This window comes from Streptomyces sp. NBC_00654, from assembly GCF_026341775.1.
Taxonomy (GTDB): Bacteria; Actinomycetota; Actinomycetes; order Streptomycetales; family Streptomycetaceae; genus Streptomyces.
The window spans coordinates 342,741-366,468 of sequence record NZ_JAPEOB010000002.1 but is presented as its reverse complement, the minus strand read 5'-3'; the positions used below and the strand labels follow the sequence as shown (position 1 = coordinate 366,468).

The 23,728-nt window shown below is 67.6% G+C and carries 20 protein-coding genes and 3 pseudogenes; 4 read left to right on the top strand and 19 right to left on the bottom strand.

Annotated elements, in window-relative coordinates:
• Positions 1 to 1,611: an MFS transporter gene (locus tag OHA98_RS21770; protein WP_266928413.1), complete on the bottom strand. Its 1,611-nt coding sequence runs from the start codon at positions 1,609 to 1,611 to the stop codon at positions 1 to 3.
• Positions 1,612 to 1,843: 232 nt separating this feature from the next.
• Here OHA98_RS21770 and OHA98_RS21765 point away from each other — a divergent pair, with 232 nt between their 5' ends.
• Positions 1,844 to 2,707 (top strand): TetR/AcrR family transcriptional regulator, encoded by an 864-nt coding sequence (locus OHA98_RS21765; RefSeq protein ID WP_266928411.1) that lies wholly within the window; start codon positions 1,844 to 1,846, stop codon positions 2,705 to 2,707.
• A gap of 95 nt (positions 2,708 to 2,802) precedes the next feature.
• Here the strand turns inward: OHA98_RS21765 and OHA98_RS21760 are convergent.
• Positions 2,803 to 3,042: pseudogene (locus tag OHA98_RS21760) on the bottom strand (IS5/IS1182 family transposase); the annotation flags it as partial.
• 143 nt (positions 3,043 to 3,185) lie between these two features.
• Here OHA98_RS21760 and OHA98_RS42735 point away from each other — a divergent pair.
• Positions 3,186 to 3,281: pseudogene (locus OHA98_RS42735) on the top strand (IS5/IS1182 family transposase); the annotation flags it as partial.
• A 55-nt stretch (positions 3,282 to 3,336) separates the two neighbouring features.
• Positions 3,337 to 4,219, top strand: a protein-coding gene (locus OHA98_RS21755) for an IS5 family transposase (protein ID WP_266930840.1) whose coding sequence is annotated in 2 segments (ribosomal slippage) — positions 3,337 to 3,384 and positions 3,386 to 4,219 — 882 coding nt in all. Because the reading frame shifts where the segments join, the coding sequence is not laid out codon by codon here.
• Positions 4,220 to 4,248: 29 nt separating this feature from the next.
• On the opposite strand, the gene OHA98_RS21750 is transcribed toward OHA98_RS21755, so the two are convergent.
• From OHA98_RS21750 to OHA98_RS21670, 17 genes and pseudogenes are all read right to left on the bottom strand, one after another.
• On the bottom strand, positions 4,249 to 5,013 hold the full coding sequence (locus OHA98_RS21750) for a MerR family transcriptional regulator (protein ID WP_266930838.1): 765 nt from the start codon (positions 5,011 to 5,013) through the stop codon (positions 4,249 to 4,251).
• 494 nt (positions 5,014 to 5,507) lie between these two features.
• Positions 5,508 to 5,846, bottom strand: coding sequence for a contact-dependent growth inhibition system immunity protein (locus OHA98_RS21745; protein WP_266928410.1), 339 nt, complete (start codon positions 5,844 to 5,846; stop codon positions 5,508 to 5,510).
• On the bottom strand, positions 5,843 to 6,091 hold the full coding sequence (locus OHA98_RS21740) for a hypothetical protein (RefSeq protein ID WP_266928408.1): 249 nt from the start codon (positions 6,089 to 6,091) through the stop codon (positions 5,843 to 5,845). Before OHA98_RS21740 ends, OHA98_RS21745 begins: the two co-directional genes overlap by 4 nt.
• A gap of 202 nt (positions 6,092 to 6,293) precedes the next feature.
• Positions 6,294 to 6,797: pseudogene (locus OHA98_RS21735) on the bottom strand (transposase).
• 349 nt (positions 6,798 to 7,146) lie between these two features.
• Positions 7,147 to 8,382 carry a hypothetical protein gene (locus OHA98_RS21730; RefSeq protein WP_266928407.1) on the bottom strand — a complete coding sequence of 412 codons (1,236 nt, stop codon included), beginning with the start codon at positions 8,380 to 8,382 and terminating at the stop codon, positions 7,147 to 7,149.
• A protein-coding gene (locus tag OHA98_RS21725; RefSeq protein ID WP_266928405.1) for an IS3 family transposase occupies positions 8,383 to 9,593 on the bottom strand; the annotation gives its coding sequence in 2 pieces (ribosomal slippage) (positions 8,383 to 9,302 and positions 9,302 to 9,593; 1,212 coding nt in all).
• A gap of 60 nt (positions 9,594 to 9,653) precedes the next feature.
• Entirely contained in the window at positions 9,654 to 10,649 is a 996-nt protein-coding gene (locus tag OHA98_RS21720; protein WP_266928404.1) for an NACHT domain-containing NTPase, read from the bottom strand.
• 839 nt (positions 10,650 to 11,488) lie between these two features.
• Entirely contained in the window at positions 11,489 to 12,802 is a 1,314-nt protein-coding gene (locus OHA98_RS21715; RefSeq protein WP_266928403.1) for a hypothetical protein, read from the bottom strand.
• Between the two features lie 960 nt (positions 12,803 to 13,762).
• Complete coding sequence (locus OHA98_RS21710) at positions 13,763 to 14,137, bottom strand: helix-turn-helix transcriptional regulator (RefSeq protein WP_266928402.1); 375 nt, start codon at positions 14,135 to 14,137, stop codon at positions 13,763 to 13,765.
• 8 nt (positions 14,138 to 14,145) lie between these two features.
• Positions 14,146 to 14,562 carry a tyrosine-type recombinase/integrase gene (locus tag OHA98_RS21705; RefSeq protein ID WP_266930837.1) on the bottom strand — a complete coding sequence of 139 codons (417 nt, stop codon included), beginning with the start codon at positions 14,560 to 14,562 and terminating at the stop codon, positions 14,146 to 14,148.
• Positions 14,563 to 14,636: 74 nt separating this feature from the next.
• The gene (locus OHA98_RS21700) at positions 14,637 to 16,784 is read right to left on the bottom strand and encodes a tetratricopeptide repeat protein (RefSeq protein WP_266928401.1); all 2,148 of its coding nucleotides are present in this window, start codon (positions 16,782 to 16,784) and stop codon (positions 14,637 to 14,639) included.
• Complete coding sequence (locus OHA98_RS21695) at positions 16,781 to 17,152, bottom strand: hypothetical protein (protein ID WP_266928400.1); 372 nt, start codon at positions 17,150 to 17,152, stop codon at positions 16,781 to 16,783. Before OHA98_RS21695 ends, OHA98_RS21700 begins: the two co-directional genes overlap by 4 nt.
• A 135-nt stretch (positions 17,153 to 17,287) precedes the next feature.
• Positions 17,288 to 17,668, bottom strand: a complete 381-nt coding sequence (locus OHA98_RS21690; RefSeq protein WP_266928399.1) for a hypothetical protein — start codon at positions 17,666 to 17,668, stop codon at positions 17,288 to 17,290.
• A 426-nt stretch (positions 17,669 to 18,094) separates the two neighbouring features.
• Positions 18,095 to 19,078 (bottom strand): tyrosine-type recombinase/integrase, encoded by a 984-nt coding sequence (locus tag OHA98_RS21685; RefSeq protein ID WP_266928398.1) that lies wholly within the window; start codon positions 19,076 to 19,078, stop codon positions 18,095 to 18,097.
• A gap of 289 nt (positions 19,079 to 19,367) precedes the next feature.
• Entirely contained in the window at positions 19,368 to 19,526 is a 159-nt protein-coding gene (locus tag OHA98_RS21680; protein WP_266928397.1) for a hypothetical protein, read from the bottom strand.
• Between the two features lie 454 nt (positions 19,527 to 19,980).
• Positions 19,981 to 20,448, bottom strand: a complete 468-nt coding sequence (locus OHA98_RS21675; protein WP_266930836.1) for an NUDIX hydrolase — start codon at positions 20,446 to 20,448, stop codon at positions 19,981 to 19,983.
• A gap of 232 nt (positions 20,449 to 20,680) precedes the next feature.
• Positions 20,681 to 22,543 carry an ABC transporter ATP-binding protein gene (locus OHA98_RS21670; protein WP_266930834.1) on the bottom strand — a complete coding sequence of 621 codons (1,863 nt, stop codon included), beginning with the start codon at positions 22,541 to 22,543 and terminating at the stop codon, positions 20,681 to 20,683.
• Positions 22,544 to 23,289: 746 nt separating this feature from the next.
• On the opposite strand from OHA98_RS21670, the gene OHA98_RS21665 reads away from it, so the two are divergent.
• Positions 23,290 to 23,700: a GFA family protein gene (locus OHA98_RS21665; protein ID WP_266928396.1), complete on the top strand. Its 411-nt coding sequence runs from the start codon at positions 23,290 to 23,292 to the stop codon at positions 23,698 to 23,700.
• The last annotated feature ends 28 nt before the right edge of the window (positions 23,701 to 23,728 follow it).

Sequence of the window (23,728 nt, the reverse complement as noted above, 5' to 3'; positions counted from 1 at the left end):
CTACGGGGCGGGCGTCCTGGCAGGCAGTCCATCGGCCTCGTCGTGTCGGCCCGGTTCTGCCAGGTGCTCCGCCTCCTCTGCTGCCCAGCCACGGGTCCGGGCCGCTTGGCTGCCTCGGAGCAGGGTGGCGATCAGGATCGCTCCGCCGGCTGTTACTACGAGGGCGGCCACCGCAGCGATCCGCATCTCGTGGCTGAAGGCGTCGAAGGCCACCCTGCGCAGAGCCTCTGCGGTCCGGTGCGGCAGGGCCGCAGCGGTTTCGGCGGCGGCGCCGAGAGTCTCCTCCGCGCCCGCCCGCTGCTCGGGGGTGAGGCCGGCGGGGGCCTGGGACTCCATGTGTGAGCGATAGACGGCTGTGCCGATACTGCCCAGAACCGCGATACCCAGCGCGCCGCCGAACTCGGCGGAGGTCTCCGCCAGTGCGGAGGCCGCCCCGGCCCGCTCGGGCGGCGCGGCCGACAGGATCACCTCGGTGACCACGGCGGACACGCCGCCGATGCCGATGGAGACCACAGCCAGGGCGCTCACCAGGTGCACGATGCTCGAGTCGGTCTCGACAAGAGCCAGCGCGACGTAACCGGCGGCCGCCACCACCAGCCCGGCGGCCATCACGTTCGGCTTGCCGACGCGCGGCGCCATCGCGGTGGCCAGGGCGATGCCCACGGGCATCACGAGGAACGTGGGCAGTGACCACAGGGCCGACTCGAACGGACTCATGCCCAGGACGAGCTGCATGAACTGCCAATTGAACAACGAGAAGCCGACCATCGCGAAGGTCGCCAGGGCGTCGATGAGCAGCGGCACGTTGAACCGGCGAGTGCGGAACAACGCGAGGTCGATCATCGGATGGGCGGCCGTGCGCTGGCGACGGACGAACAGTGCTCCCACGCCGAGTCCGGCAGCGATGCAGACTGTGCCGGGCCAGGCGAAGCCGTGCTCCGCCGTCGCCTTGACGCCGTAGATCACGGCGAGAACGGCCACCAGGGACAGCAGCGCGCCGAGCAGGTCGAAGCGGCCCGGCTCGGGGTCGCGGTACTCGGGCAGCAGCAGCGGTCCGAGTACCAGCAGCAGGATCATCACGGGCGCGTTGATCAGGAAGACCGAGCCCCACCAGAAGTGCTCGAGGAGCAGACCGCCGATGATGGGGCCGAGGACAGCACCGCCGGCGAAACCGGCTGTCCAGACGCCTACAGCGGTGGCCCGCTGGCGTTCGTCGGAGAACATGTTCCGGATCAGGGAGAGAGTGGAGGGGGCCAACGTGGATCCGGCGATGCCCATGAGCGCGCGGGTCGCGATGAGCGTCTCGGGGCCGGTCGAGCAGGCCGCCAGGATCGAGGCGAGGCCGAAGGCCGCAGCGCCGATCAGCAGCACGCGCCGCCGCCCGATCCGGTCACCGAGGGTACCCATCGTGATCAGTAGGCCGGCCAGCAGGAAGCCGTACGAGTCCATGATCCACAGCAGTTCCGCACTGCTCGGGTGGAGGTCGGCCGTCAGGGACGGGAGCGTGACGAACATGACGGACATGTCCATGGACGCCAGGACGCACGGCAACACCAGGACGGCGAGCCCGATCCACTGCCGCGCTCCGGCTCTCTTGCTCACTTCGGCCATGCCCTTCACTCACTCCTGTTCCTTCGATCGGTGGCGGAAGACTGGCGACCATAAATTCCGTCACCCTTCGCGTACTCGGTACGCGTCACGCCGTGTACAGCATAAGCGGGAAGGTACCCTTTCCTGCAAGAGCCTTCTTTACCTGCTGGTACCTGGGTTCACGTGGTTCGCTGCGCCGGGTGAGCTAGACTTTCGTCACAACATCGGGTGTGTGACGAAAAGGAGTGTGGTGATGTCGGAGCAGTCCGTATGTGAGTCCTGCGGACGAGGTCTGGAACCTGCGGAACGGGGGCGGCCGCGACGGTACTGCTCCCAGGCCTGCCGGACACGGGCCTACCGGGCGCGAAGGACCGACGCGTCGACCGGGTTCCCGGAGGGAGGCGTCCTGGGCGGTGGTGCGCCGGACGCCGGCGGCAGTGCACCCCAGCTGACCGTCGAGCGCATCGTGCGGGCCGGGATCGATGTCGCGGACACGGAGGGGCTCGACGCTCTGTCGATGCGCCGCGTCGCCACGGACCTCGGCGCGAGCACGATGGCCCTGTACAGGTACGTTGCGTCCAAGGACGACCTGGTGGCCCTGATGGTGGAGGCCGCACTGACAGGCGTCCCGCTGCCCGACACACCGCCGCGGAACTGGCGACACGGCCTCGAACGGGCCGCCTACCGCGACTGGGAGCTGTACCACCGCCACCCATGGGTCCTGTCGAAGGTCCTGGTGACGGCCTGGACGCACTCCAGCCCGGCACTCGCCGCGGACAGCGAGAGCGCCTTCTCCGCGTTCGACGGACTCGGTCTCGAACCCGCTGACGCGTTCCGTTACATGTTCATGTTCGCCTCCTACGTACAGGGGGTGGCCCTGACCTACGTCAGCGACGTGGAGGCGGAACGGCAGGCTCGAAGCACCGGTCGGCGAACGTCCCACGAGCCGGACGACGGACACAGTTCGCTCTACGAGTCCGGCGCGTACCCACGGCTCGGCCCCGCAATGCTCGCGGGCGCCAACCCCTGGGACCTCGACGCCCTCTTCGCCGCAGGCCTTGCCGGCGTGCTGGACGGCATCGCCGCCGACATCGCACGGCGTGGCATCGAGGCATGAGTGGTGGCGGGCGGGCCGTCCCCGGTGGTTGCGCTCGGCGCTCAGGTCGGAATGGCCAAGTACCGCACCTCTGAGGGCGTGCCAACGTCGGCGGTTCAAGGGCGGTGGTGGGGTCGGGTGTGCCGGCGGTGGATGGCCGATGCCCGGCGGATCAGACCGCGGACGGTGATGACGGTGTCGACGAGGTCGAAGAACGCGTCGGCGACCACGGCGCGGCGCTCACAGCAGCGTGCCGGGCGACGGAAGGCGTTCTGCCCGGCATGTGTCCGCTCCACATGCCACCGCCGACCCGCCTGAGCAGGGGCTTTCTCGCCCTTGCGAGCGATGCGGCAGCGTTCGTCGCTGTGGACTCGCCTGGACCAGCCCGGGTGCGCTGAGGATCTGGGCGGACCAGGGCTTGGCCGGCCGCCTCGTGGAGTGGTCACGGACGATCCTCGGCCGTGAGCTCGTGAGCTGGAGATCGAGCGCGGCCCTGGGCCAGCGCGGATTCCAGGTTCAGCCCGAGAGACGGGCGGTCGAGCGCACTTTCTTGTGGCTCACGTCCCACCGCGGCCTCGCACGTGACTACGAGACTAGAGCCTGTCCGATGGGTCGTGTGACCGGCGATGGGCGAGATCTTTCCGGCTGGTGTGGGGCGCGGCGATCTTTCTGACGCGCAGTGGGCTCGGTTGGAGCCGCACCCTTCCGAAGAACGTGGGACGGGGCGGGCGGTGGAAGTGCCATCGCAAGATAGTCAACGGCATCCTCTTCCGCCAGCGCACCGGCATTTCTCGGCGCGACCTGCCGACGCGCTTCGGGAAGTGGAAGACCTGCCACGACCGGCATCGGCGCTGGTCGGCGGACGGCACCTGGGAGAACGTCCTGCGTGCCGTCCAGACCGACGCAGACGCCGAGGAACGTATCGACCGGAGCATGGTCGGCATTGACCCGTCGACCTGCCGGGCCCATCAGCATGCCGCCGGGGCTCGAAGGCGTCCGCCGCGAATTCCAAGGAAACGGATCCTGCCCGCTCAGCATCGCCCCGACGAGGCTCTCGGCCGGTCCAGGGGAGGTCTGACCACGAGAATTCATCTCATCGGAGACGGCGGCTGCCGGCCCCTGGCGGTGCTGATCACACCAGGGCAGAGGGGCGACGCACCTCAGTTGATCCCGGTCCTTGAGCGCGTTCGCGTACCACGGCCGGGTGGCGGTCACCCGCGCACCCGGCCTGATCACCGCAGCGGCGATAAGGCGTACTCATCCCGCCGTAACCGCCGGTACCTGTGCAGACGCAAGATCAAGCACACCATTCCCGAACCGAGAAACCAGCGGGCCAACAGGCAGCACCGTGCCAGCCGGGGCGGTCGGCCCACCGACTTCGACAAGTCGCTCCACAAGCGCAGGAATGAAGTCGAGCGAACGATCAACGCCCTCAAGGGCTTCCGTGCCGTAGCCACCCGATTCGATAGGAGGGCATACATCTTCCACGGCACCGTGACCGTCGCAGCCATTCGCCTCCGGCTGCGCTCATGACCCACCGAACAGCCCTTAGGCGCGTGCGGTCAGCTCAGCCGGGCATCGGCATACACGGTCATCGCATCGCGCTGGTAGACGGCGAGACCGTCGGCGATCTTGTCGAAGTTGGCCCGCATCTGCGGGTCGTCGACATAGGTCTGGCCCACTCCCTTGTACGCGGCCGCGGTCGGGGTCCAGAACCGGCAGATGCCCTGGTAGTTGGCGTCCACTTCGGCCTGTACCGCCGGGTCGGATACCGGCGTGCCAGCCACCATGAACTCCGCCATACGGATCATCTGCGCCGTCACCTCACGCTGCCAGCGCTCCGTGTCCTCGGAGGTCATCGCCTCGACGGCCTGCCGGGACTGCTCCCACGCCTGCGGCCACCGCTCCCGTACCTCGGCCTCGGCCTCGGAGGGGGGCTGGAACCCCTCGAACAGGTTCTCCGGCTTGTTGATCTTCGTCATATGACCCTTGTCCTTACCTTCTTCCAGTTCGGCGATGGTGAGGCCGACCGTACGGGCCAGCGTCTCCAGGCGGTCCCGTTCCGCGAGCAGCCGTTGGTGGTGCTCACGGAGCACGGCCACCTGGTCGAGCTGGCTGTCCAGGACCGCCTGGATCTCGCGCAGCCCCAGGTCCAGCTCCCGCATCAGCAGGATCTGCTGCAACCGCAGTAGATCGGCCTCCTCGTAGTAGCGGTGCCCGTTGCTCCCGATCCATGCGGGCGGCAGCAGGCCGATCTCGTCGTAGTGCCGTAGCGTCCGCGATGTCGCCTTGGACATCCGCGCCACCTCCGCGATCGACCAGGCCATTGCCGGTGCCTCCCTCGCCGGGCCGGTCTCTCCGGCCACACACATGACCGTAGAAGTTGCCGCAACGGAAAGCGCAAGCCCAAAGCCCTGTTGGACAGGCATCAGGGCCTGACCCGTCGGACAGGCCCTGGGGGCGTGTGTCGAAAGTAGCGCCGTCCGCCCGAAGGGCGGGGCTCACGGCGTCCGGTGCGTGCGATCGCAAGGCGGAGGAGTGTCCTCGTACTGGACGTACGAGAACACTCCAACAACACGGACAACGCCGACAACGCGGCGAGCGCGCGTGCCGGGCGTCGCGAGCCAGGCGGGACTTTCGACACACGCCCTAGCCCGGCCCGCTCAGAGACCGTGATCCGATGGGCGATGACCGGCATCATGGTCCGTCGGCCCGCCCGTGGCCGACCGGCGACACGTCCGGGCCCGCGTGTGCTCCTGCGAGACGTCTCGCAGGAGCACGCCGACCTTCGCTTCGAGGGGGAACGTTCTGCGCCGGTGCTCTATGGAGCCAGGAAGAACTCAACCTTCCGTCGCAGGTCAGGGGGAAGGCCAGCCGACTTCAAGACGATCGCGCGAAGCTCTCTGCAGAGGTCGGGAAACTCGTCCCAGACCGATGGGTTCGTGGCAAGGACCGCGGACAGCAGATCACCTTCGTACATGTGCCCCTCCGCCATCGGGTTCTCCCGAAGCACCTCCAGTGCCAGTGCCAGTGCCAGTGCCAGTGCCAGTGGCAGGAGGTAGGGCAGGCCAATGCCCTGCCCTATCAACAAGCGCACGTCCTCCACGGTCAGTTCGCCGATCGGCCGACGCCGCAAGGCGTGCGCAGTAGTGACACTCACACGCCGGTGAGTGCCGCACCGTAGCGCAGGTAACCGAGGCGGGCTGAGGGATCGGTGACGTGCCCGAGGCGCAGAGGCCTGCCCAGCTGGGCGGCCGCCTCTTCCTCGGCTTCGCGCAGCAGGGTGGACACGGGGTCGCCGTGGTCCTGCGCCTCCGTCTTGCCACCCGGCAGCACGGCGAATCCGGTCTCGGGGTCGAGGATCTGGTGCAGCGCAGTATTTGGCCTCGTCGAATGGTTCCGCACAGCTGACTTCTTTGGGGTGGTTTGCCCTCTTCTGCTGACAGGAGCACGGTCACTGTAGGTTCGCGTTTCGTATGTCCCTTTCTTGTTGACGACGGCCCTTGTCCGGCCCAAGGGGCAGCATGGCGAGACGAACTCCTGTCTGATCGTTCCCTCGGAGATAGCGCTGATCCCGCTCTCGTTCTCTGTAGAGCTCGTAACACGATCACGGCCGGGCCTTCTTGAGGCGTCTCCAGCAGATGAGGCTGCAGGCGAGGGAGGTGAAGGCGTCGTAGAGTTCGGTGCGGTGCCCTCATCGGACGGCGAGGCGTTTGTCGCGGTTCGGGTTGGAGGCGTAGCCCTTGTCGCCGAGCAGGGTGCCGGGGCGACCGGCTACGGGCCGGTGTCGGCGCCCGCTTTCGCACGGACATGAGACCGTCCACGCACGCCCGTGACCAGTCGAGCTCGCTGGCCGCGTTCAGCTCCGCGAGCAGGACCCGGTGCAACTGGTTGAAGATCCCGCCTTCTGCCACCGGTCCAGGTGTCGCCAGCACGTTTGACACGAGCCGAACCCCAGCTCCAGCGGCAGAAGTTGCCAGGCTATATCGTTGTGGAGGACGAACAGGATCCCCTGCAGACAGAGACGATCCGGCACCGGCCGCGGCACTGGCGACCGCTCCGGCCACGGCGGCAGCGACGGCTCGATCAACGCCCACAACTCGTCGTCCACGAGTCAAGGTCGAGTAAGCACACCCTCACGAACGGCCAAATCACACACCGGTCACGGCCAACCAGGACGCTTCAACAAGATCGTGTTACGAACTCGATGCACGGAAATCTTCACCGATTCGGCACGCTACCTGTCACCAATACCGAGGTGGGTAGATGATTGTCGCCATCGCACTGAGTGTTCGAGCGAGCTGAATATCCCGCGATTCCCTATCCTGTCAGCGGACCAGCGAACGGTTGGCCGCTGTCCCTGTTGGGTTTACCGTGTGACCGAGAACGTCAAAGCGGGCGCGCTGTCGACCCCGTAGGTATAGGGGACGCGGGATTCGGTGGATGCCCGGCGAATGTTCCTATGTGACTGGTGGCCAGGGCTGCTGAGCAAGGTGGCGTTGCAGTTCGATGTGCCGGAACTGGTAGACGGTTCCGATTTGCCGCAGCACACCGCGGTGTTCGTGCGCATCCTGGAGAAACGGCATGAGGCGCCAGGGCACTCTGCGCCGTATCGCAAGGTAGGTCCTTGATGCCACGAAGTCTGCCCAAGCTGTATGGTAAGCGCCGACCGTCAGACCAATAATCACCCCGCAGCCGACCACGACTGCCGCTTCGCGCGAGGCACCGGCCAATATGGTGAAGGGCCCGGAGGCGATGCCCCCCATCGGTGCGAACATAAGGCAGATGCGGCGATCCCGGGCAAGCAGCGGGGCAGCTCCGACCTCGGTGGTTAGGTCGGAAGGCTCCGACCTAACCCCTCGGGCGACTATGTGCAACAACGCACTCATAGTCCCGAGAAAAAATCCCGAAAGGGCCCCGATAGCTGCATACATTCCAGAAAAATAGGTCCACACAGATGTATCTTTGGAACTGGCACTGGCACCGTAAATAATTCCTACCGCAAGTACGCCGAGGATGGTCAGGCCAGGCACCCAAAGCAACCCGATCAGCGTGGAGCCGAGCGACCAGCGGATTCGCACTTTGGGTGCCCCTGTACGTGTCCGTCCGAAGAAGGTTAGCGGCATGATGGCAGCCCCTCCGATGAAGAGGTATGGCGTGGACAAGCCCCTCCACCTTGCCGTCTCGATGTCTAGCAAGATCTTCATGAGAAGGCTAAGCGCCATCCAGAAGAGGATCAGAGTGAGGCTGTAGGCGAGCGCGCGGAGGGCCAGGTTCAGACCTGTGCCTGGGGTGCGCCGGATTGCGGGCAGTAGCAGGGACAGGGCGGTGGAGGCGAGTACGAGGGAGAACCCAAATACAAAGCCGCCCCACGGGTCACCGGTGGACACGGCAAGGAAAACAATCCCGATGCCGCCGAGCACACCGTAGATGATGCGTTTGGTGCGGGCGGAGACAGCGTAGTGGAGTTCCCACCAGGCGAGGTTGGGGGTGCCGTCGCGGTGGTTTTCCAGGTGGTGGGCAAGAAAGGTGAGGGTGCGATGGGCCTGGAGTTTGGTCCAGGGGGACGGGTTGGGGTTGTGAGGGCTGTAGGCGGCGGGGATGTAGGCGTTGAGCAGGTGGGTGTCCAGGGCGGCACGGGTGGGGTAGGCGGCGGTGTCGCAGAGTTGGGCCTTGACCCCGGAGCTTGAACACATCTATGCGGCTCGGGTCAGGGTAGTTGATAGTGGGTGGAAGGTGGTCTCGTAGGCGATCGGGGAGCGTTGTCCGAGGCGGGAATGCCGGCGTCGGGTGTTGTATCGGGTCAGCCATCGGAAGGCGTCGAGCCGGGCCTCACGCTCGCTTGGCCAGCCCCTTTGCCCCTTCAGCGTCTCTCTTTTGAAGGTCGCGTTGAACGACTCCGCCAGTGCGTTGTCCGCGCTGGACCCGACCGCGCTCATGCTCTGACGGACCCCTGCTGACCTGCAGGCTTCGGCGAATTCTCGGCTCGTGTATTGCGAGCCGTGGTCGGTGTGCATCACCGCCCCGGCCAGGCTCCCGCGGGTCCGCTCGGCGGCGGCCAGGGCGTCGGTAACGAGTTCGGTCCGCATGTGATCGGCGACTGCCCACCCCGCCAGGCGTCTCGAGCAGAGGTCGATGACGGTCGCGAGATAGCAGAACTTCCCGCCACCGATCCTCAGGTAGGTGATGTCGCCGACGTACTTCGTGTTCGGGGCCGTGGCGGTGAAGTCACGCCCGATCAGGTCCGGCGCCTTCGGCGCGGCCGGGTCCGCGACGGTGGTGCGCTGCCGGCGCCGCAGCCGGACGCCCTCGAGCCCGATCGTCCGCATGATCCTCGCAACCCGCTTGTGGTTGACCGCCTGGCCGCCGTCGTCGCGGAGCTCAGCGGTGATTCTCGGGGCGCCGTAGGTGCCGTCGGAGTCCTCGTGGACCTTGCGTATCCGGGCGGCGAGCTGGGCGTCAGCGGCCTGCCGGGCCACCCTGGCAGGGGCGGTCCGGCGCCAGTAGTAGAAGCTCGAGCGGGAGATCCCGAGAATGTCACAGAGCCGCTTGACGCCGAACCGGCGCTGATGATCTTCAACGAACTGGCAGCGGGTCACCAGCGCGTCTCCGTCGCGAAATACCGGGCCGCCTTGCGGAGGATGTCGCGTTCTTCCTCCAGCTCGCGGATCCTCTTGCGCGCGGCGGCCAGCTCCGCCTGAACCAGCTCGCCGCCAGGCTGCGGCGCAGCCGCAGGCGCGGAGTGGGCACCGGCACGGCGTCCGTCGGCGGCCCGGATCCAGTTCCGCAGCGTCTCGGTGTTCACCCCGAGATCGGTGGCAACCGACTTGATCGTCGCTCCCGGACGCGACTGGTAGAGCGCCACCGCGTCCGCCTTGAACTCGGTGGGATAGTGCTTCATCCCCACAGGGACTCCGTTCTCCTGGACCATCAAGATCCAAGTCTCTCCGGTGTCCAAACTCCGGGGTCAGGGCCCGTAGGGTCCGGGCGTGGCTTGGGGGCGGGGGTTGTAGATGGTGCGGGCCAGGAACAGTCCGAATGGGGTGCTCAGTGCTTGTCCGGCAGGGGTGTTGGTGCCCAGGTGGGTAATTACCTGGTTCCAGCGGTTGGCGGCGGGGGCGTGGGGACCGCCTGCGTCGCGGCGGAGGTAGTCGGCGGCGGTCTGAGGTGTGAGGGGGAGCAGGTGGATGCCGGCTGCGCCGTTGAGCCGGACCGTTGCGTCGGGCCTGGCCAGGGCTGTGCGGTAGGGGACGGCGCGGCTGGACAGGACCAGGGGCTGTCGGGCGGGCATGGTCCGGTTGAGGGTGTCCAGCGCCACGGTGTGCAGGGCGGGGGGTAGCTCGTCGAAGCCGTCGAGCAGCGGGACGATGCTTCCGGTTGCCAGCAGCGCCTGAGCCAGATCGAGCGGGCGGGTGCCTAGTGTGGCGGTGGTGGTCGGTGCTGGGGCACGCAGTCCTGGGTGACTGCGTCGTAGCTGTTCGGCCAGCCAGGATTCGAGGGGATCGTGGGTGGGGTCCCAAGAGGCGAGGGAGAACAGGACCGGTACAGGTTCGCCATCCTGCCGGTGCTGCATCAGATCCTGGAGCAGGCGGATGAGTAGCACGGTCTTGCCGGAGCCGGGCTCGCCGAGCACGACCAGCCGACGGGTAGGCACACGGTTAACGAAGACCTCGCGGATCTGCACGTAGTGTCCCGCCAGATCGGCCTCGTTCGCAGGCCACCCGGCGGGATCGCCGGGCGGGGTGCCGGGCCAGTCACTGGCCAGGCCCGTCAGCCGGGCCCAGGGCTCGGTCAGGGCCGCATCGGCCGTACGCCAGGCGACGGGCAGAGGATACGGATCGTTCAAGCGCCTGGCCTCGACCTCGTCGTCCCACTGCCGCTTCACCGCGAGCGCAAGGTCGTCGGCAACGGTACCCAGCCCCACATCGGCATTCCGGCCCGGCCGGGCCGGAATTGTCAGCACAAGAGCCACCAGACCGCTCACCGCGCCGACCACGCTAGCCTTCTGATCCGCTTTGTCCCACCCGCCTACGATGCCGCTGATGACCAGCCATACGGCAGCCGCCGCGCACACACCCCACGGCACCACACGCAACCAACGACCCCTGTAACCCATAACGGACCACTCTGTCGTGACCCGCACGTGCCACGGGCGGGAATGGTCAGATTGGCTGGATCGAGCAGCCTCTGCCTCCGCCAGCAACTGAGCCAAGTCACAAGAACGGATGTCGACGAGGCATTCGTCATCACCGGTGACGCCGAACGGCCCGGCAGAGAGAGGTCGCCGTGCCGGACGCGACGGGAGCCTGTCAGCGCGCATGCGGCAGCGACAGCAACCCCCGACGCCGTAGAAACGGCAGTGCACCACCGGCACGAGCATGTCGGTCGTATTCGCCCGACGGCGTCTACCTGGCAACGGCCAGCAACGACCTGTCCTTGCGGATTTGGGGTCGCCAAGGTACTCCGGTCACCATGACGCGAACCGAGCAGGCCCTCGTAACCCTGGCGTGGGTCGCGGACGCCACTGGCTACGGCATCATCGGCGGCGGGGCCGGAGCGTACTTCCGGAAGTTCATGGCGGCCAGCACCAGCTGGGTCGCGCAAAACACGAGGTCCCACTGCGGGCGGTGTCGAACCCCGGTGACGCCGGCGGATGACTGCGGTCCCGGGCATGACATCCGCGGCGGCGTCGGCCTTCAGGGACAGGGCCGAGAGACCAGAAGCGCTGTGTCCCTCACATGGGACATTCGGAGATCCGAGGCCATTACGGCGAAACGGGATATTCGACATGTGAGCCTGTAGTCACTCAGGGGCGGGGGGTGGTGGTCGGTCCTTCATCCGCATGGCGACGTAGCTCGCGCGGTCTGTGGCGGAGTGCTGGTGCCAGCGGTGGGCCGTGGCGTTGCAGGTGCCGATGAGGTCGGCGAGCAGCTTCCAGTGCACGGAGCTGACCAGGGAGAGCCAAGCACCGTTGCGGGCGAGGCGTGTGGCAGGGATGCCGTGGCGGATGAGTCGCTCACTCAGGGCGTTCGCAGTGAGGTGACGGCCGGGGCGCATGCCGGGGAAGAGGTAGGGGGTCGCGCGGGCACGGGCGATGACGGTCGGTGGTGTGCGGCTGTCGATCAGCCGTTGCAGCAGCGCAGACAGGCGAGGCCGGAGCCAGAGCGGATCACGTCCGAAGAGCAGGCCGAGAGTGTCGGGCTCGTTCGGGTGGTGCTGGACGTCGTCCAGTGTGAGGCTGACGATGCGGGTGCACAGCTGCCCGTACTGGAGGACCAGACATCCGGCGACGCGGTCGGCGAGAGGGACGGTCTCGTCGGTCTCCAGTCGCAGGGCAGCCAGGACACGTTCGGTGTCGCTCATGATCGAGCGATCTTCAGCGCGCTGGGCTGCAGCGATGGCGATGCGTGGCGGGGACAGGCGGGCGTCAGCCGACCAGACCAGGAACTGACGGAGTTCTGCCTGGTAGTGGCTGTGCTGGGTGACCCATCGGTCGCAGCGGGCCTGCGTGCAATCGGCCAGGAGGACGCCGCAGCTGTGGAGATGGCCGAGGAACTGTCGGGCGACACGGAGGCGACGCAGGAGATAGGCGCGTTGTCCCTTGGTCAGGGGCTTGCCGTGACGGATGGCGTGCTGGGCGAGTGGCATCAGGGACCAACGGCCGTAGCGGGTGAGGATGAGCCGGTTGCCGGGGTCGAGTGCGCTGGCGTGGACGATGATGTCGCGGGTGAGTTGGGCAAGTTGTTCGTCGCGCGGGGGCAGGATGCCGACCAGGGTGAGTACATCCCGTAGGTGGTTGACCGAGGCGGTCTGCCGCAGCTCGTCGAGGGCCTCGTGCTCTGGCAGGAGGGAACCCGTAGCGAGCTGTCTGATCAGTTCTCCGCCGGGGCCGCGGAGGTAGGCGTCGAGACTCGACGGGTTCTCGTAGGCGGCCAGCTCGTCGACGAGTGGCTGCAGCCAATCGGGTGTGGCGCCGGTGACCGGGTCGGTGGTGAGGCCAGCCAGTCGGGTCTGTGCGGTGCAGGCGCGGCAGCGCGCGTCGGATTCGAGTCGCGCGAAGCCGTGGCAGGTGCGGCAGCGGTAGGAGAAGCGGACGCCGGCACACTCAGGGCACATGGGGCCGCCATCGTTGTGTTGGAAGGCGATGCTGGGCTGCTGGCAGCGGGAGCAGACGGCGGGGCTGGCCAGCACTTGGTCGACACATGCCCGGCAGACCGGCCCTTCGGGCCAGCGGCGGTTGGCACGGGCGATGGCGCCACAGCGACTGCAAGGAACCCGCATCTTCCCGTAGCAGGATGCACAGCGCGGGATCCCGTCTTCGACGGTGGTGACCTCTGCGGTACGCAGCCCGCAGTCCCGGCAGGGGTGTTCGGGAAACCGGTCCTGGCGGCGGCAGCGGGCGCACAGAGGCCCGTCGGGACCGCGGGCGACGATCACGGCGGTCGTGCCGCACCGTGCGCAGGGGCGGGAACGGTCGCGGCTTCGGCAGTACCGGCACTGGGGACCGCGCTCGTCGCGGTGGGCGACTTCCCGGCTCTTGCCGCAGTCCCGACAGGGCTCATGCGTGCGCATCAACGCGGCGCAACGGCGGCAGACCCTCTTCGCCGCGCTCTGCATCTGGCGAACCTCGCCGCAGACCGCACACTTCAGGCGAGGCGTGCGCTGGCGGTAGCAGCGTTCACACAGCGGTCCACTCTCGCCACGCTGGTGGACCGCGCGTACCTCGCCGCAGCCGACGCATGGCTCGCCGATCTGCTGCTTCTTCCAGCAGGTTTGACACAACGGTTTGCCATCCTCCAGCCGCGCCGTCACGACTCGGAGCTGGCCACATCGGGCGCACGGCTGGGCGTTGCGGCGTCGTTGGCACGCCTGACATACCGGGCCGGCAGCGGTCCGAGCGTAGGGCACCCGGTGCTGTCGGCAGTCGATGCACTCCTCGGTTGGCCGGCGGCGATCGGAACAAGTCGCGCACAGCTGAATCGAGCGCGTGTTCACCCGCAGATATCGCTCGCGGCCGCAGTCGTCGCACGAGCCGCGTCCCCGCTGCTGGCTCTTGTCCACCGCCATGGGGGCCGGTCAGGCTTCGGCGTCGAAGAAGCCGGCGTCGAGCATCGGCGACTCCGGCAGCAGCGGACGCGGGCCGGCCTGTTCGGGCAGCGCCACGTTGCTCTCCGCCGAAGCGACCTCGACGACGAGTTCCTCGAACCGGCAGCCGAGGATCTTGCACAGTGCCAGCAACAGATCGACCGGCATCTTGGGAGGCTTGTCGCCGCTGACCAGCCGATAGATGTGGCTTCGGTCGAAGTCGAAGCCATGCTCGTGCAGGGCCTCGGTCAGCTTGGTGGTGGTGTACCAGTTCTTCCGGACGGCCATCAGCTCGCGCAGCCGCCACTCGTACTGTGGTCTTGAGCTGGCCCTGACGCCTTCCGAATGGGGCTCCGGTGCGGGCACGGCCCTCATCACGCGCCCCTCCGGGAGTCGTTACCCTGCGGGGCGAGGGTGCTCGCCAGCTCCTCATCGCACTCCGCCTCGAGATCGGCCTGAGCGAACGCGAGACGGAGCACCTCGGCCTCGGCCGCCTCCAGGTGCTGGCGGACCTGCAAGTTCTGGTACTCGCTGCTGAGCGCCGTGTAGATAGCCGTCGTGGCGGCGTGAGAGTGGCCGACCTGCTCGGTGACGAACCCCGCGTCGTAGCCCGACTCGATGAGCCTGGTGACGTACGTGTGCCTTGTGCCCGCAGAGACCGTGTGCATACGACCTTGTGTAGCGATTGTGTAGGGGTGCCGACTGTGCACCTTTTGCCACGCAGATCGCGAGGTGTGCTGTAGCGGAAAGCGCCGCCCATGAGATAGATCACACCCTTTGGGATGTCTCAGCTGCAGCTCCCGATCACAGACTGCTACCGGGAGTTAACCGTTGCTTCGAGTAACGGCTCCAGTATGATGAACCGTCAAATCGCATCAAGGATGGAAAGCCGACTGCGGACCTCAGCAGCCTCTGGGACACCCAAGGCGTCATAGAGCGCTGCGGACTCGATCCAGCAAGCCCTGGCCTTCGCCGTGTCTCCGGCCTGCAGGTAGGTCTCGCCGAGGCTCTTCAGCGTGTTGGCGACACCCTCACGGTCACCTATGTCCCGGCGAATATCCAGCGCCTGGAGTAGGTAGGTGAGAGCCTCGACGAGCAACCCAGTGTCGCGGTAAGCGATGCCTATGTTGTCCAGCGTGATGCCTTGGCCTCGCCGGTCATCAGCCTGCTGGCGAAGCAGCAGTGCCTGCTGGTAGTAGACCAGGCCCTCGTCACACAGCCCCATCTCAACATAGACAAGCCCGAGGTTATTCAACGTGGCGCCTTCACCCTGGCGGTCGCCGGTCTCCCAGCGAAGGTGGAGCGCTCGCCGGTGGCACGAGATCGCCTCGTTATAACGCTGCAGTTCCCAATAGACAAGGCCGAGGTTGGTAAGAGAATTGGCTTCATTTACTTGGTTACCGACTCCACGGTGCAGGGGCAGAGCCTGCTCGTAGCAGGTGATCGCGTCATCCAAGCGACGAAGTCGCCAGTACGCCAGCCCGAGGTTGTTGAGCGTGTTCGCGCGGGCAGCCGGGTGATCCAGGCGCTCTGCCGCCTCCAAGGCGAGCAAATGAGTGGAGACCCAATCGCCGTAGTGACCGCGGAGTCGGAAGAAGGAGAACAGTATCCAAGGTATTTGCCAGGTGAGCTTGTCCAGCCCGGCTTTGGCCGTGGCTCGCACGAGGGCGGCCAGCGTTTTCCGTTCGGCCTCACACCAGCTCAGTGCCTGCGCATGATCTGTCATTGGAAGCGGGTGACGCGGTTCGGCCACCGCCTCGAAGGTGCGTTCGGGATCGGTTGGGGAGAGGAGCCGGCGAGCCGTATCCGCCGTGACGAGGTACCAGCAGGCCAGCCGCTCTACTGCTGCGCATGTGGCTTCGGGAGCATCTTCGGTGTCGGCGCACGTGCGGGCGAAGGCCCTCAAGAGGTCGTGCATGTGATAGCGGCCGTGCTCGCGCTGTTGGACCATGTACTGATCGAGCAGGTCCTCGAGGACGTCTTCCGCCTCCTGCGGGGAAGCATCAAGCAGAGCGGCTGTGGAATGCGGCGTGTACGAGTCCCCGGGATGCGATGCCAAGAGGCGGAAGAGACGTCGATGCGGTTCGGGAAGGGGCGCGTACGAGAGCGCGAGCGCTGCAGCCACGGCTCGGTCGCCAACGGACAGTTCCCGAAGGCAGCCATGCTCGCTCCGGAGTCGAGCGGCGTAAAAAGCGAGCGTCCAGGTGGGACGGGAGCGCAGCTTGTGCGCGGCTACCGACAAGCCAAGCCCGAGATAACCCACAAGGCGGCAGATATCAGCAGCGTCGTGCGGCTCCGCTTCAACCCGGACGTCACCGACAATCTGTTTGAGCAGCACAAGCGCTTCGGCTTCGGAGAACACGTCCAGGTCCAGGTGCTTGGCTTCCAGCCCGGACAGGCGGTTGCGGCTGGTCACCAGTACAAAGCAGCCAGGTGAACCGGGCAGCAACGGGCGGACCTGCTGCTCGTCTCGGGCATTGTCCAGCACCAGCAGGACTTGGCGTGAGGCAAGCAGGTTTCGGAACGTAGCCGCTCGCGCGTCCAGCCCGGCCGGAACTCGGTCCGGAGGGACGCCAAGCAGATCCAGGAATTCGCCAAGGACAGCGTTCGGAGCTGTCGGGGGGTGCCCTGCTGGGTCGTAGCCGTGCAGGTCGATGTACAACCGGATGTCAGGGAAACGGTCCATGAACTGGTGCGCGGCATGCACCGCGAGTGCGGTCTTGCCGACGCCCCCGATGCCACCGATGGCAGAGATCACGACCGCCGTTTTCTCACCCTCAGGGGGTAGAACCGAGTGCAACCAGGCCAGTTCCCGCTCTCGGCCGATGAAGTCGGCACGGTCCGCGACCAGCGTGTCCACATGGAGGGGGGCGCAGCCGCCCGGCGCGGGTGCTGGACTGGTGTAATGGGTGATGTACTGATCGCGCCCGGCCTGATATACGCGCCCTCCGCCGTCAGCCCGCCCCTGCATAACGCCAGCAGGGGGGACCGGCTCACCGTCGGCCTCGCTCACGCTTCGGAGATGTGCTGGTCGCGGCCAGCCTGGTACACCCTCGCACCCCCGTCAGCCTTCGCGTTCATCACGATCGACGCTATGCCGTTCCGCTCACGGTCGGCGAGAGTAGGAGTGAGATCCTCGTCCAACAGCCGCCGCAGTTCCTCGGCCAGGTGCGGGTCCTCGTGCAAAAGCTGTTGGAACCGCAGCCGCCACTGCCCGGCGAACGCCTGCTCCGTGTCGCTGTCCCCAGCCTCACGGGCAGCCATCACCCCGAGTCGGACCTCTTCCAACTCTCCTTCTACCGCCCCGGCCTGCTCCGGACGCGCTCGCCGCCATAACCGCACCACCGCGACGCGGGCCTGCTGCCAGGCGTCCGTCGCCATCGCCGCCACCAACGCAGTCCCCGTCGCCGCAACCACCGGATCCAAACCGCACCTCCAAGAAGTCACCATCCCGTGACACGGACTGTAGAAGAACCGAGGTAGGCCGCGTGGAGAATTCACACACCTCACCACCGTTCACGGGGTCTCGGCGTCGGTGATCGAGGAGTCGCTGTTCGGCTGCGGAGGGAGACCACCGTCCGCCTCGCCGCCAAGGCCGGTAAACACACACGGTGACCGCGATACCTCATACACAGAGGAATACGCGATGCACGATTGCGCGAGGTCGCCAGTTCTGGATCCCATTGTGGTTCGCGATGTGGGAAGGCAGCTGACGCGGCTCGTCCCAGCGGCGGACTCTCGGAGATGAACGATCTCCTCGTGCTGGGCGACGAGCTGGGCCAGGACCTGGGTGCGGAAGTCCGTGAGCTCGTCGATCGTCTGCTCCGACGCGGCCAGCCGTTCCTTGAGCTTGGCGTTCTCCGTCTTGAGTCGGGCGATTTGGGCTTCGAGAGTCACACATCCCGATCAGCGGCCGGTCGGCCGTGGGGTGCCGGCCAGTTTGAGGCAGAGTGCCCGGGACGGGTCGGTGAACCAGCAGTAGTTCGCGGGCCCAAGGTAGAAGACCTTGGCGCGTTTCGTCAGCAGATGTTCTCCCACGAGCTCGGCGCCGGCGCCCCGCTGGCCGGGAGCTCACGCAACCACCGGTTCACCACCGCCGCCGACCGCGGCACAGCCGGGCCGTCCTCGAAGCCCAGGTCGTCGCCGATGAGCACGGGCATCCCCTCGGGGATCAACGGCCGAGGCTCGACGTCAGGACTCCCAGCCCCGGGGCGAGAAGAAGTTCAGGATCACGAGCGCTGACAGTAGAAACACCACACAGCCGAGCGCAAAGCCCAAACACCCTGGTCACTAGCTCAGCTGGAGTCAATCGCCACACGGAAACTAAGCAGAGACAATGTGTCGAAGACAGTGGGGGCCAAGTTCCTCGGCCAGGCCAGCCTTGTCCCGCCAGTGTGCGAACCGGTCGTTGAGCGACCGCTCGCTGATCCGCGAGCCTCGCTCGGTGGGGAACATGACGCCGTCGTCCCGACGGCCCTGGTAGAACAACGGCCGTACGTGCTCGACGTAGAACCGGACCGTGGATACGGCCCACGGCCACACGGACACCACTGTTCGGCGGCGCGGCGGCTGCCCGGCCATCGCCTTGCCCCAGCGCACCGCCAGACCCCCGAAGTCCCCGAACTCCGGAAGTCGGGGCTGCCGACGCCAGTCGTGCAGGTCGAGCCGGGCGGCCTCCCGTCGCCGCAACCCCCACGCGTACGTGGTCGTCACCAGGGCAAGGTCCCGCGCCGCCGACAGAGCCCCCTTGTGACCGGCCGCCTGCAGCCGCCGGATCTCCGGATCGATCTGTCCGATCAGTGAGCGGATCTCCGGCCGCGTCAGCGGGCGGTTCCGGTTCGGTCGGCCGACGTACTCCTGTGAGTGCCGAACCCGGTTCAGGTCCCACAGAGCCCGCTCGTTGAATGTGCCGAACAGTTCCTGGCAGACCTCGCGCCAGCCGTATGCCGGCTCGCACAGATACGTCAGATAAAGCCCGACCTTCTGCTGGTGGGCGATCACCGTTGAGGTAGCCACCTTCTCCGAGAGGGCCGCCGACCATCGGTCGTACAGCGGCGCACCCCAAGTGGGCTGCCATGGGAAGGCTCCCGAGAACGCCTGTAGCTGCCGCACGGTCCGCTCCCGACCACGGATCGTGTCCGGGTCGAGATGCCGGGCCCGCTGACTGTCGCCGAACCCGGTGAGGGTCTGCTCGAAGACCACCGATGGGGACCGGAGCCGGGCTACCCCGTCCGGCACCCAGTGGGCCGAACTCCCAGGCTCTGAACGCCGCGTCCGGCGGGTCGGCAGGTCGATCGTCGTGCTCATGAGCGGCTCTCCACCTCGCAACTCGCCGATGCGATAGAGGCATCGGTGATGACCCCTAGTCATCACAACGAGGGAAGTCGCAGATGGGCACGCTGAACAGGGAGGCAGGAAGTGGTAGAACTACGGAGAGATCGCTCCAGAGATGCGGACAGGTCGGCACTTTGGGGACCGCGCCGATGATGACTCCCGTGCAACTCTGCGCGGAGAGGACGAGGACGCGCCCGTCCGGAGCGAATGACCACTCCCAGACCTGGGCGACGGTAAGCCCGTGCGGGGCTGGACCGTTGTGTCAGCGGTAGTGGTACTTGGGGCGGCCCGAGTGCTGGTCGGGTCCCAGGTCATGGTGACCACGGCAGTGGGCGCGTGTGCGGTGGCAACGCTGGGCGAGGACCCCGCCGGCGGGGTGGGCGAACAAGCCGAGCAGATTCGGCGCGGACGATGACGTCACAGGAGGAGAGGACTCGCTGGCCCGGGTCGTGCGATCACGGCCTCTCCTTCGCTGCCCGGACTGTTTCGGATGGTGCCGTCGGCCCGGGCACCCGGGAGTCACGGCCGGGCCGGCCGTGGACCAACCGGGAGGCGGGTGTGTCGAGCACGTCACCGGGCGGCAGCTGATCGTCCGGGGTCCTGGGCGGGTGGACACTCAGCGGCGGGTAGCCGCTCGTGTGTACATCCCGGCCCCCGTGCACACACGCGGCGAACCGCTGGGCCGGCTCCGGGCCAGGCCGCCCTTAGGTGTGGATGGAGAACTCCGTTCGGCGGTGGTGGCATCCGGCGCATCGTGGTTCCTGATGTGGGTCAGGCAGGCGATGGTGCCGTCGGTGTCTGTGAGTACGTGTCCTGGCTCCAGCGCACGGACCTGTCTTGGCTCCATGGGCGGGCAGGCCAGGCAGACGCAGCCTCTAATGCTGGATCAGGCCGTCGACCGGGACAGGATCGACGTGACCGGTTGCCGGAAGGGCCTGGGCGAGGGAGAGGCCGATGTCGACCAGCGATGACCGGCGCAGGCCGGCGACGTCGGAGATCTCGGTCCAGACCGACTCGGCGATATCGCCGTTCGGCTCGGGCCGGAGCCGGCCGCCAGTGATACGGACCCGGTAGAAGACGCCGACATTCTGGTGTTCGACTCCCGCACGGGCTTCGGCCACAGGGATCACTCGTGAGTCCACTCCGACCAGGCGATCCACCACCGCAGTGCAGCCTGTCTCCTCGGCGACCTCCCGGATCACCGCATCGAATGGATCCTCGCCGTGCTCGACCCCGCCGCCCGGAAGCGTCCAACTGCTTTCGCCCGCCGGTGACACCCACCGGGCGAGCAGCACCCGCCCGTCCTCGATGCACACGGCATACGCCGCCAACCGAAAACTCATTGCCGCACCTCCCACCCGGACCCTATCCGTCCGTCCAGGACCCGCGCATCGCTCCGTGAGTGGAGCCAGATCGACTTTCTTGCCTTTGGAGCCACTCCTGTTCCGTGCGGTGGTCCCAAAGAAGTGCTGACGAACAGCGGCCCCTCCGCAGTCTCCCGGCGCGGAACCAGGTGAAACGGCATGACGTCGGCGCCCGTTACGGCCGGGGGCTGCGACGTGGCTCCGGGGCGGCTCATGGGTGTGTCCCGTGCTTGTCGCCGTCCGGTTCGGCCGTGACCTGGAAGGACAGCAACTGCTGGAACAAGCCCGGCTGTTGGGAGAGTTCCGAATAGGTACCCTCCTGGACGATCCGGCCTTCGTCGAGGACGACGATCCGGTCGGCCACGGCGACATTGGTGATGCGGTGGGTGACGAGCAGCACGACCCGGTCCCGGGCCAGGCCCCGTAGACGCTGGAAGATCCGGAACTCGGCCCGTGGGTCCAGATTCGCGGTCGGCTCATCGAGGACCAATAGCCCGGCTTCTCGGAAGAACGCCCTCGCCAGAGCGACGCGCTGCCACTGACCGCCGCTCAGCTCCTCCCCGTTGAGCCACTCGCGGGCGAGGAGGGTGTCCAGCCCTGAACCGAGCTTGTCGATGACTTCGTCCGCCCCGGCTGCCTCGCACGCCTCACGCACCGCCGCGTCGCCGCGGGGGGAGGGCTGCCCGAGGGTGATGTTCTCGCGCACGGTCAGTGGCCAGTGCGCGTAGTCCTGGGGCACCAGCGCCACCCGTTGCCACAGAGCGTCGGGGTCGGCGTCCGCGGTGGGGGTGCCGTCCCACAGCACCTCTCCGTCCGTCGGCAGGTACAGGCCGCTCACCAGCTTCGACAGGGTCGACTTCCCCGATCCGTTGAATCCGACCAGGGCGGTGACCTCGCCCCTGCGCAGGGTGAGCGAGACGTCGGTCAGCGCGTTCTGGTCCTTGCCCGCGTAGCGGTGGGTGACCGATCTGATCTCGATCGTCTCCGGCGTCTCCGGCCGGTGCGATCCGCGGCGCATGCGGAACCCGCCCGCCTTGTCGAGGAAGCGGGTCCAGTCGTCCATGTAGAGGCCGGTGCGCATGGCTCGCGCACCGACGGACACCAGGCCGCGGACCGATTGCCCCACCATCTGGAGTGCGAATACCGCTGTCCCGGCGTGGCCCACACTGATGCGGCTGTTGGCCAGCAGCCACACGACGGCCGCCCACACCAGAGCCGATCCCAGCCCCCCGCAGAGCGCGCCGACGAGAGACATACGAGCACCCTTGTCGGCCGCACCACGGTCCTCACGGTTGATCCGTTCGACCGTCTGCCGGTACCGGCCGCCCAGGAACGAGGCCATGGTGCCGGCACGGATCTGGTCCGCCGCCTCCCGGTTGTAGATGTGCCAGCGCAGCACCGACAGCATCCGCTGGTCACCGTTGCTGCGGAGGTTGGCGAGGTAGCGCACCCGGGCGCCACTGACCTGGGCGAGAGCCTGCGGCAGGCTGGCCACGACCAGGAGAGGGAGAAGGATCCAGTGCACGCCGGCCAGCACGATGGCCCCGGCGAGGAACGAAGCCGAGGACGCGATCAGGTTCTGGCCCTCGTCGACCAGGTCCCCGGTGACCTGGGCTCCGCGGTCGGCGGCCTCACGGTCCCGGTTGAAGTCCGGTTCGTCGTAGGCGCACAGCTCCACCTGGGCGCAGCCGGTGAGCAGCATCTGCTCGGCCTCGCGCGACATCAGTGGGCCGAGACGGGAGGACAGCCAACTGACGGTGATGCCCAGGAGCGCGCGCACTCCGGCCGCACCGGCGAGCAGGGCGACGGGCGGCCATGCCTGCAGAAGGCGCTGGTAGACGTCTCCGCTGCTGAGCAGGGCGGTCAGGGTGCCGCTGATGGCGAGCAGACCGAGGGCCTGCATCACCCCTGCGGTGGCCTGGCACAGCAGGAGTCCGGTGGTCGCGTGCCGGTCGACGCGCCAGGCGAGTTCGAGCGAGCGGCGCACCAGCCGGGGCAGGCGCCTGGCCATGTCACGCAGCCGGATCGACCGGCCGGCCGCCTCACGGCTGCCGGTCAGATCCACGAACTGCATCTGTGTCCCCGGACCGTTCACCGCCCCGGAGGAGAGCGGCTCGGCATCGGGGGACACGTTCCCCGTGCGCCGCGGCCCGGTGGGCGTCGGTCCGGCGGGGGGCGGCAGCGGGGTGGCGCGCGGTCCTGGGACACCGCCGGCCGATTCATCGGCGGGGCTGTTCATGCCGCCCGCCCCGCGTCCGGTCGTGCCCAGCCACGGGCGGGGGCGGAGGCGCCGACGGGCCGCACACCGGGGGCGGGAAGCGGCCTGACCGGCAGCGATCGTTCGAATCCGAGGGGTCGGTGCAGCGGTGCGGGGAGAGGCGTCATCGTGTCCTCCATCAGTCATCGAATGGCACGTGTGCTCTAGAACGGGGCTCCCCGGCGCGCCGTAACGGGTGACGGCGGGGGTATTTCCGGGTGTCTGTGCGAATATCGCGGTTCGCGCCGTGTACGCGGGGGCCGGGCGTTTGAAACGCCCTCGTTCGATGGATCGTCGCCCGTTCGGCCGCTTCCTCCGAGGGTTTCCGGCCAACCTGAAACCCTCTCCGCCCCCTGCGGCGACCGCACGGTGGCGAGGGGTTCCGCGCTGCACCCCGGTGGCGGCAATGGCCCGATTCCGTGCGGCCGCACCCCGGCCGCGGAACAGGCGTGCCAGGCTGCCGACCCCGAGGAGCCCCCGGTGCCCGGAGCCGGTCCGCCGGCCGTGTCGTCGTCGGCGGGCCGACGGCTGCACCGACCATGCCGCGACAGCGAGGAAAGCCCATGCCGAACGACCACTCACCCGCACAAGCAATGTCCACCGGCGGCTGCCTGTGCGGACACATCCGCTTCGAAGCGTTCGGAGAGCCCTACGACCCCCACGTATGCGCCTGCCCCCACTGCTCCCGCCTCTCCGGCGGCCCGCTCATGGGCTGGGCCGGGTTCCGCCCGACGGCCTTCACCTGGACCGGGCCGGGGACACCCCGCTCGTACCGGTCCTGGCCCACGGTGGAGCGCTGGTTCTGTTCCCGGTGCGGTACGCAGCTCGGGGCGGCAGCCGACGGTGAGGAGTACCTCGGGATCTGTCTCTCGGCCCTCGACAACGGCTCCGGGATCGTCCCGGTCGGTCACAGCTTTCGCCACAACACCCCGGCGTGGCTTCCGGCCATCCCCTCCGCGCAGCCGCCGTCCTGAACCCCCCGGGCGGAGAGGGGCCGCGAGG

Bases quoted from the DNA above. Each gene is read 5' to 3' on its own strand.
- OHA98_RS21770 (WP_266928413.1), bottom strand. From the start codon at position 1,611: ATGGCCGAAGTGAGCAAGAGAGCCGGAGCGCGGCAGTGGATCGGGCTC.
- OHA98_RS21685 (WP_266928398.1), bottom strand. From the start codon at position 19,078: ATGAGCACGACGATCGACCTGCCGACCCGCCGGACGCGGCGTTCAGAG.
- OHA98_RS21665 (WP_266928396.1), top strand. From the start codon at position 23,290: ATGCCGAACGACCACTCACCCGCACAAGCAATGTCCACCGGCGGCTGC.
- OHA98_RS21730 (WP_266928407.1), bottom strand. From the start codon at position 8,382: ATGTGTTCAAGCTCCGGGGTCAAGGCCCAACTCTGCGACACCGCCGCC.
- OHA98_RS21695 (WP_266928400.1), bottom strand. From the start codon at position 17,152: ATGGCGACGGACGCCTGGCAGCAGGCCCGCGTCGCGGTGGTGCGGTTA.
- OHA98_RS21765 (WP_266928411.1), top strand. From the start codon at position 1,844: ATGTCGGAGCAGTCCGTATGTGAGTCCTGCGGACGAGGTCTGGAACCT.
- OHA98_RS21670 (WP_266930834.1), bottom strand. From the start codon at position 22,543: ATGCAGTTCGTGGATCTGACCGGCAGCCGTGAGGCGGCCGGCCGGTCG.
- OHA98_RS21750 (WP_266930838.1), bottom strand. From the start codon at position 5,013: ATGGCCTGGTCGATCGCGGAGGTGGCGCGGATGTCCAAGGCGACATCG.
- OHA98_RS21675 (WP_266930836.1), bottom strand. From the start codon at position 20,448: ATGAGTTTTCGGTTGGCGGCGTATGCCGTGTGCATCGAGGACGGGCGG.
- OHA98_RS21715 (WP_266928403.1), bottom strand. From the start codon at position 12,802: ATGTGCCCTGAGTGTGCCGGCGTCCGCTTCTCCTACCGCTGCCGCACC.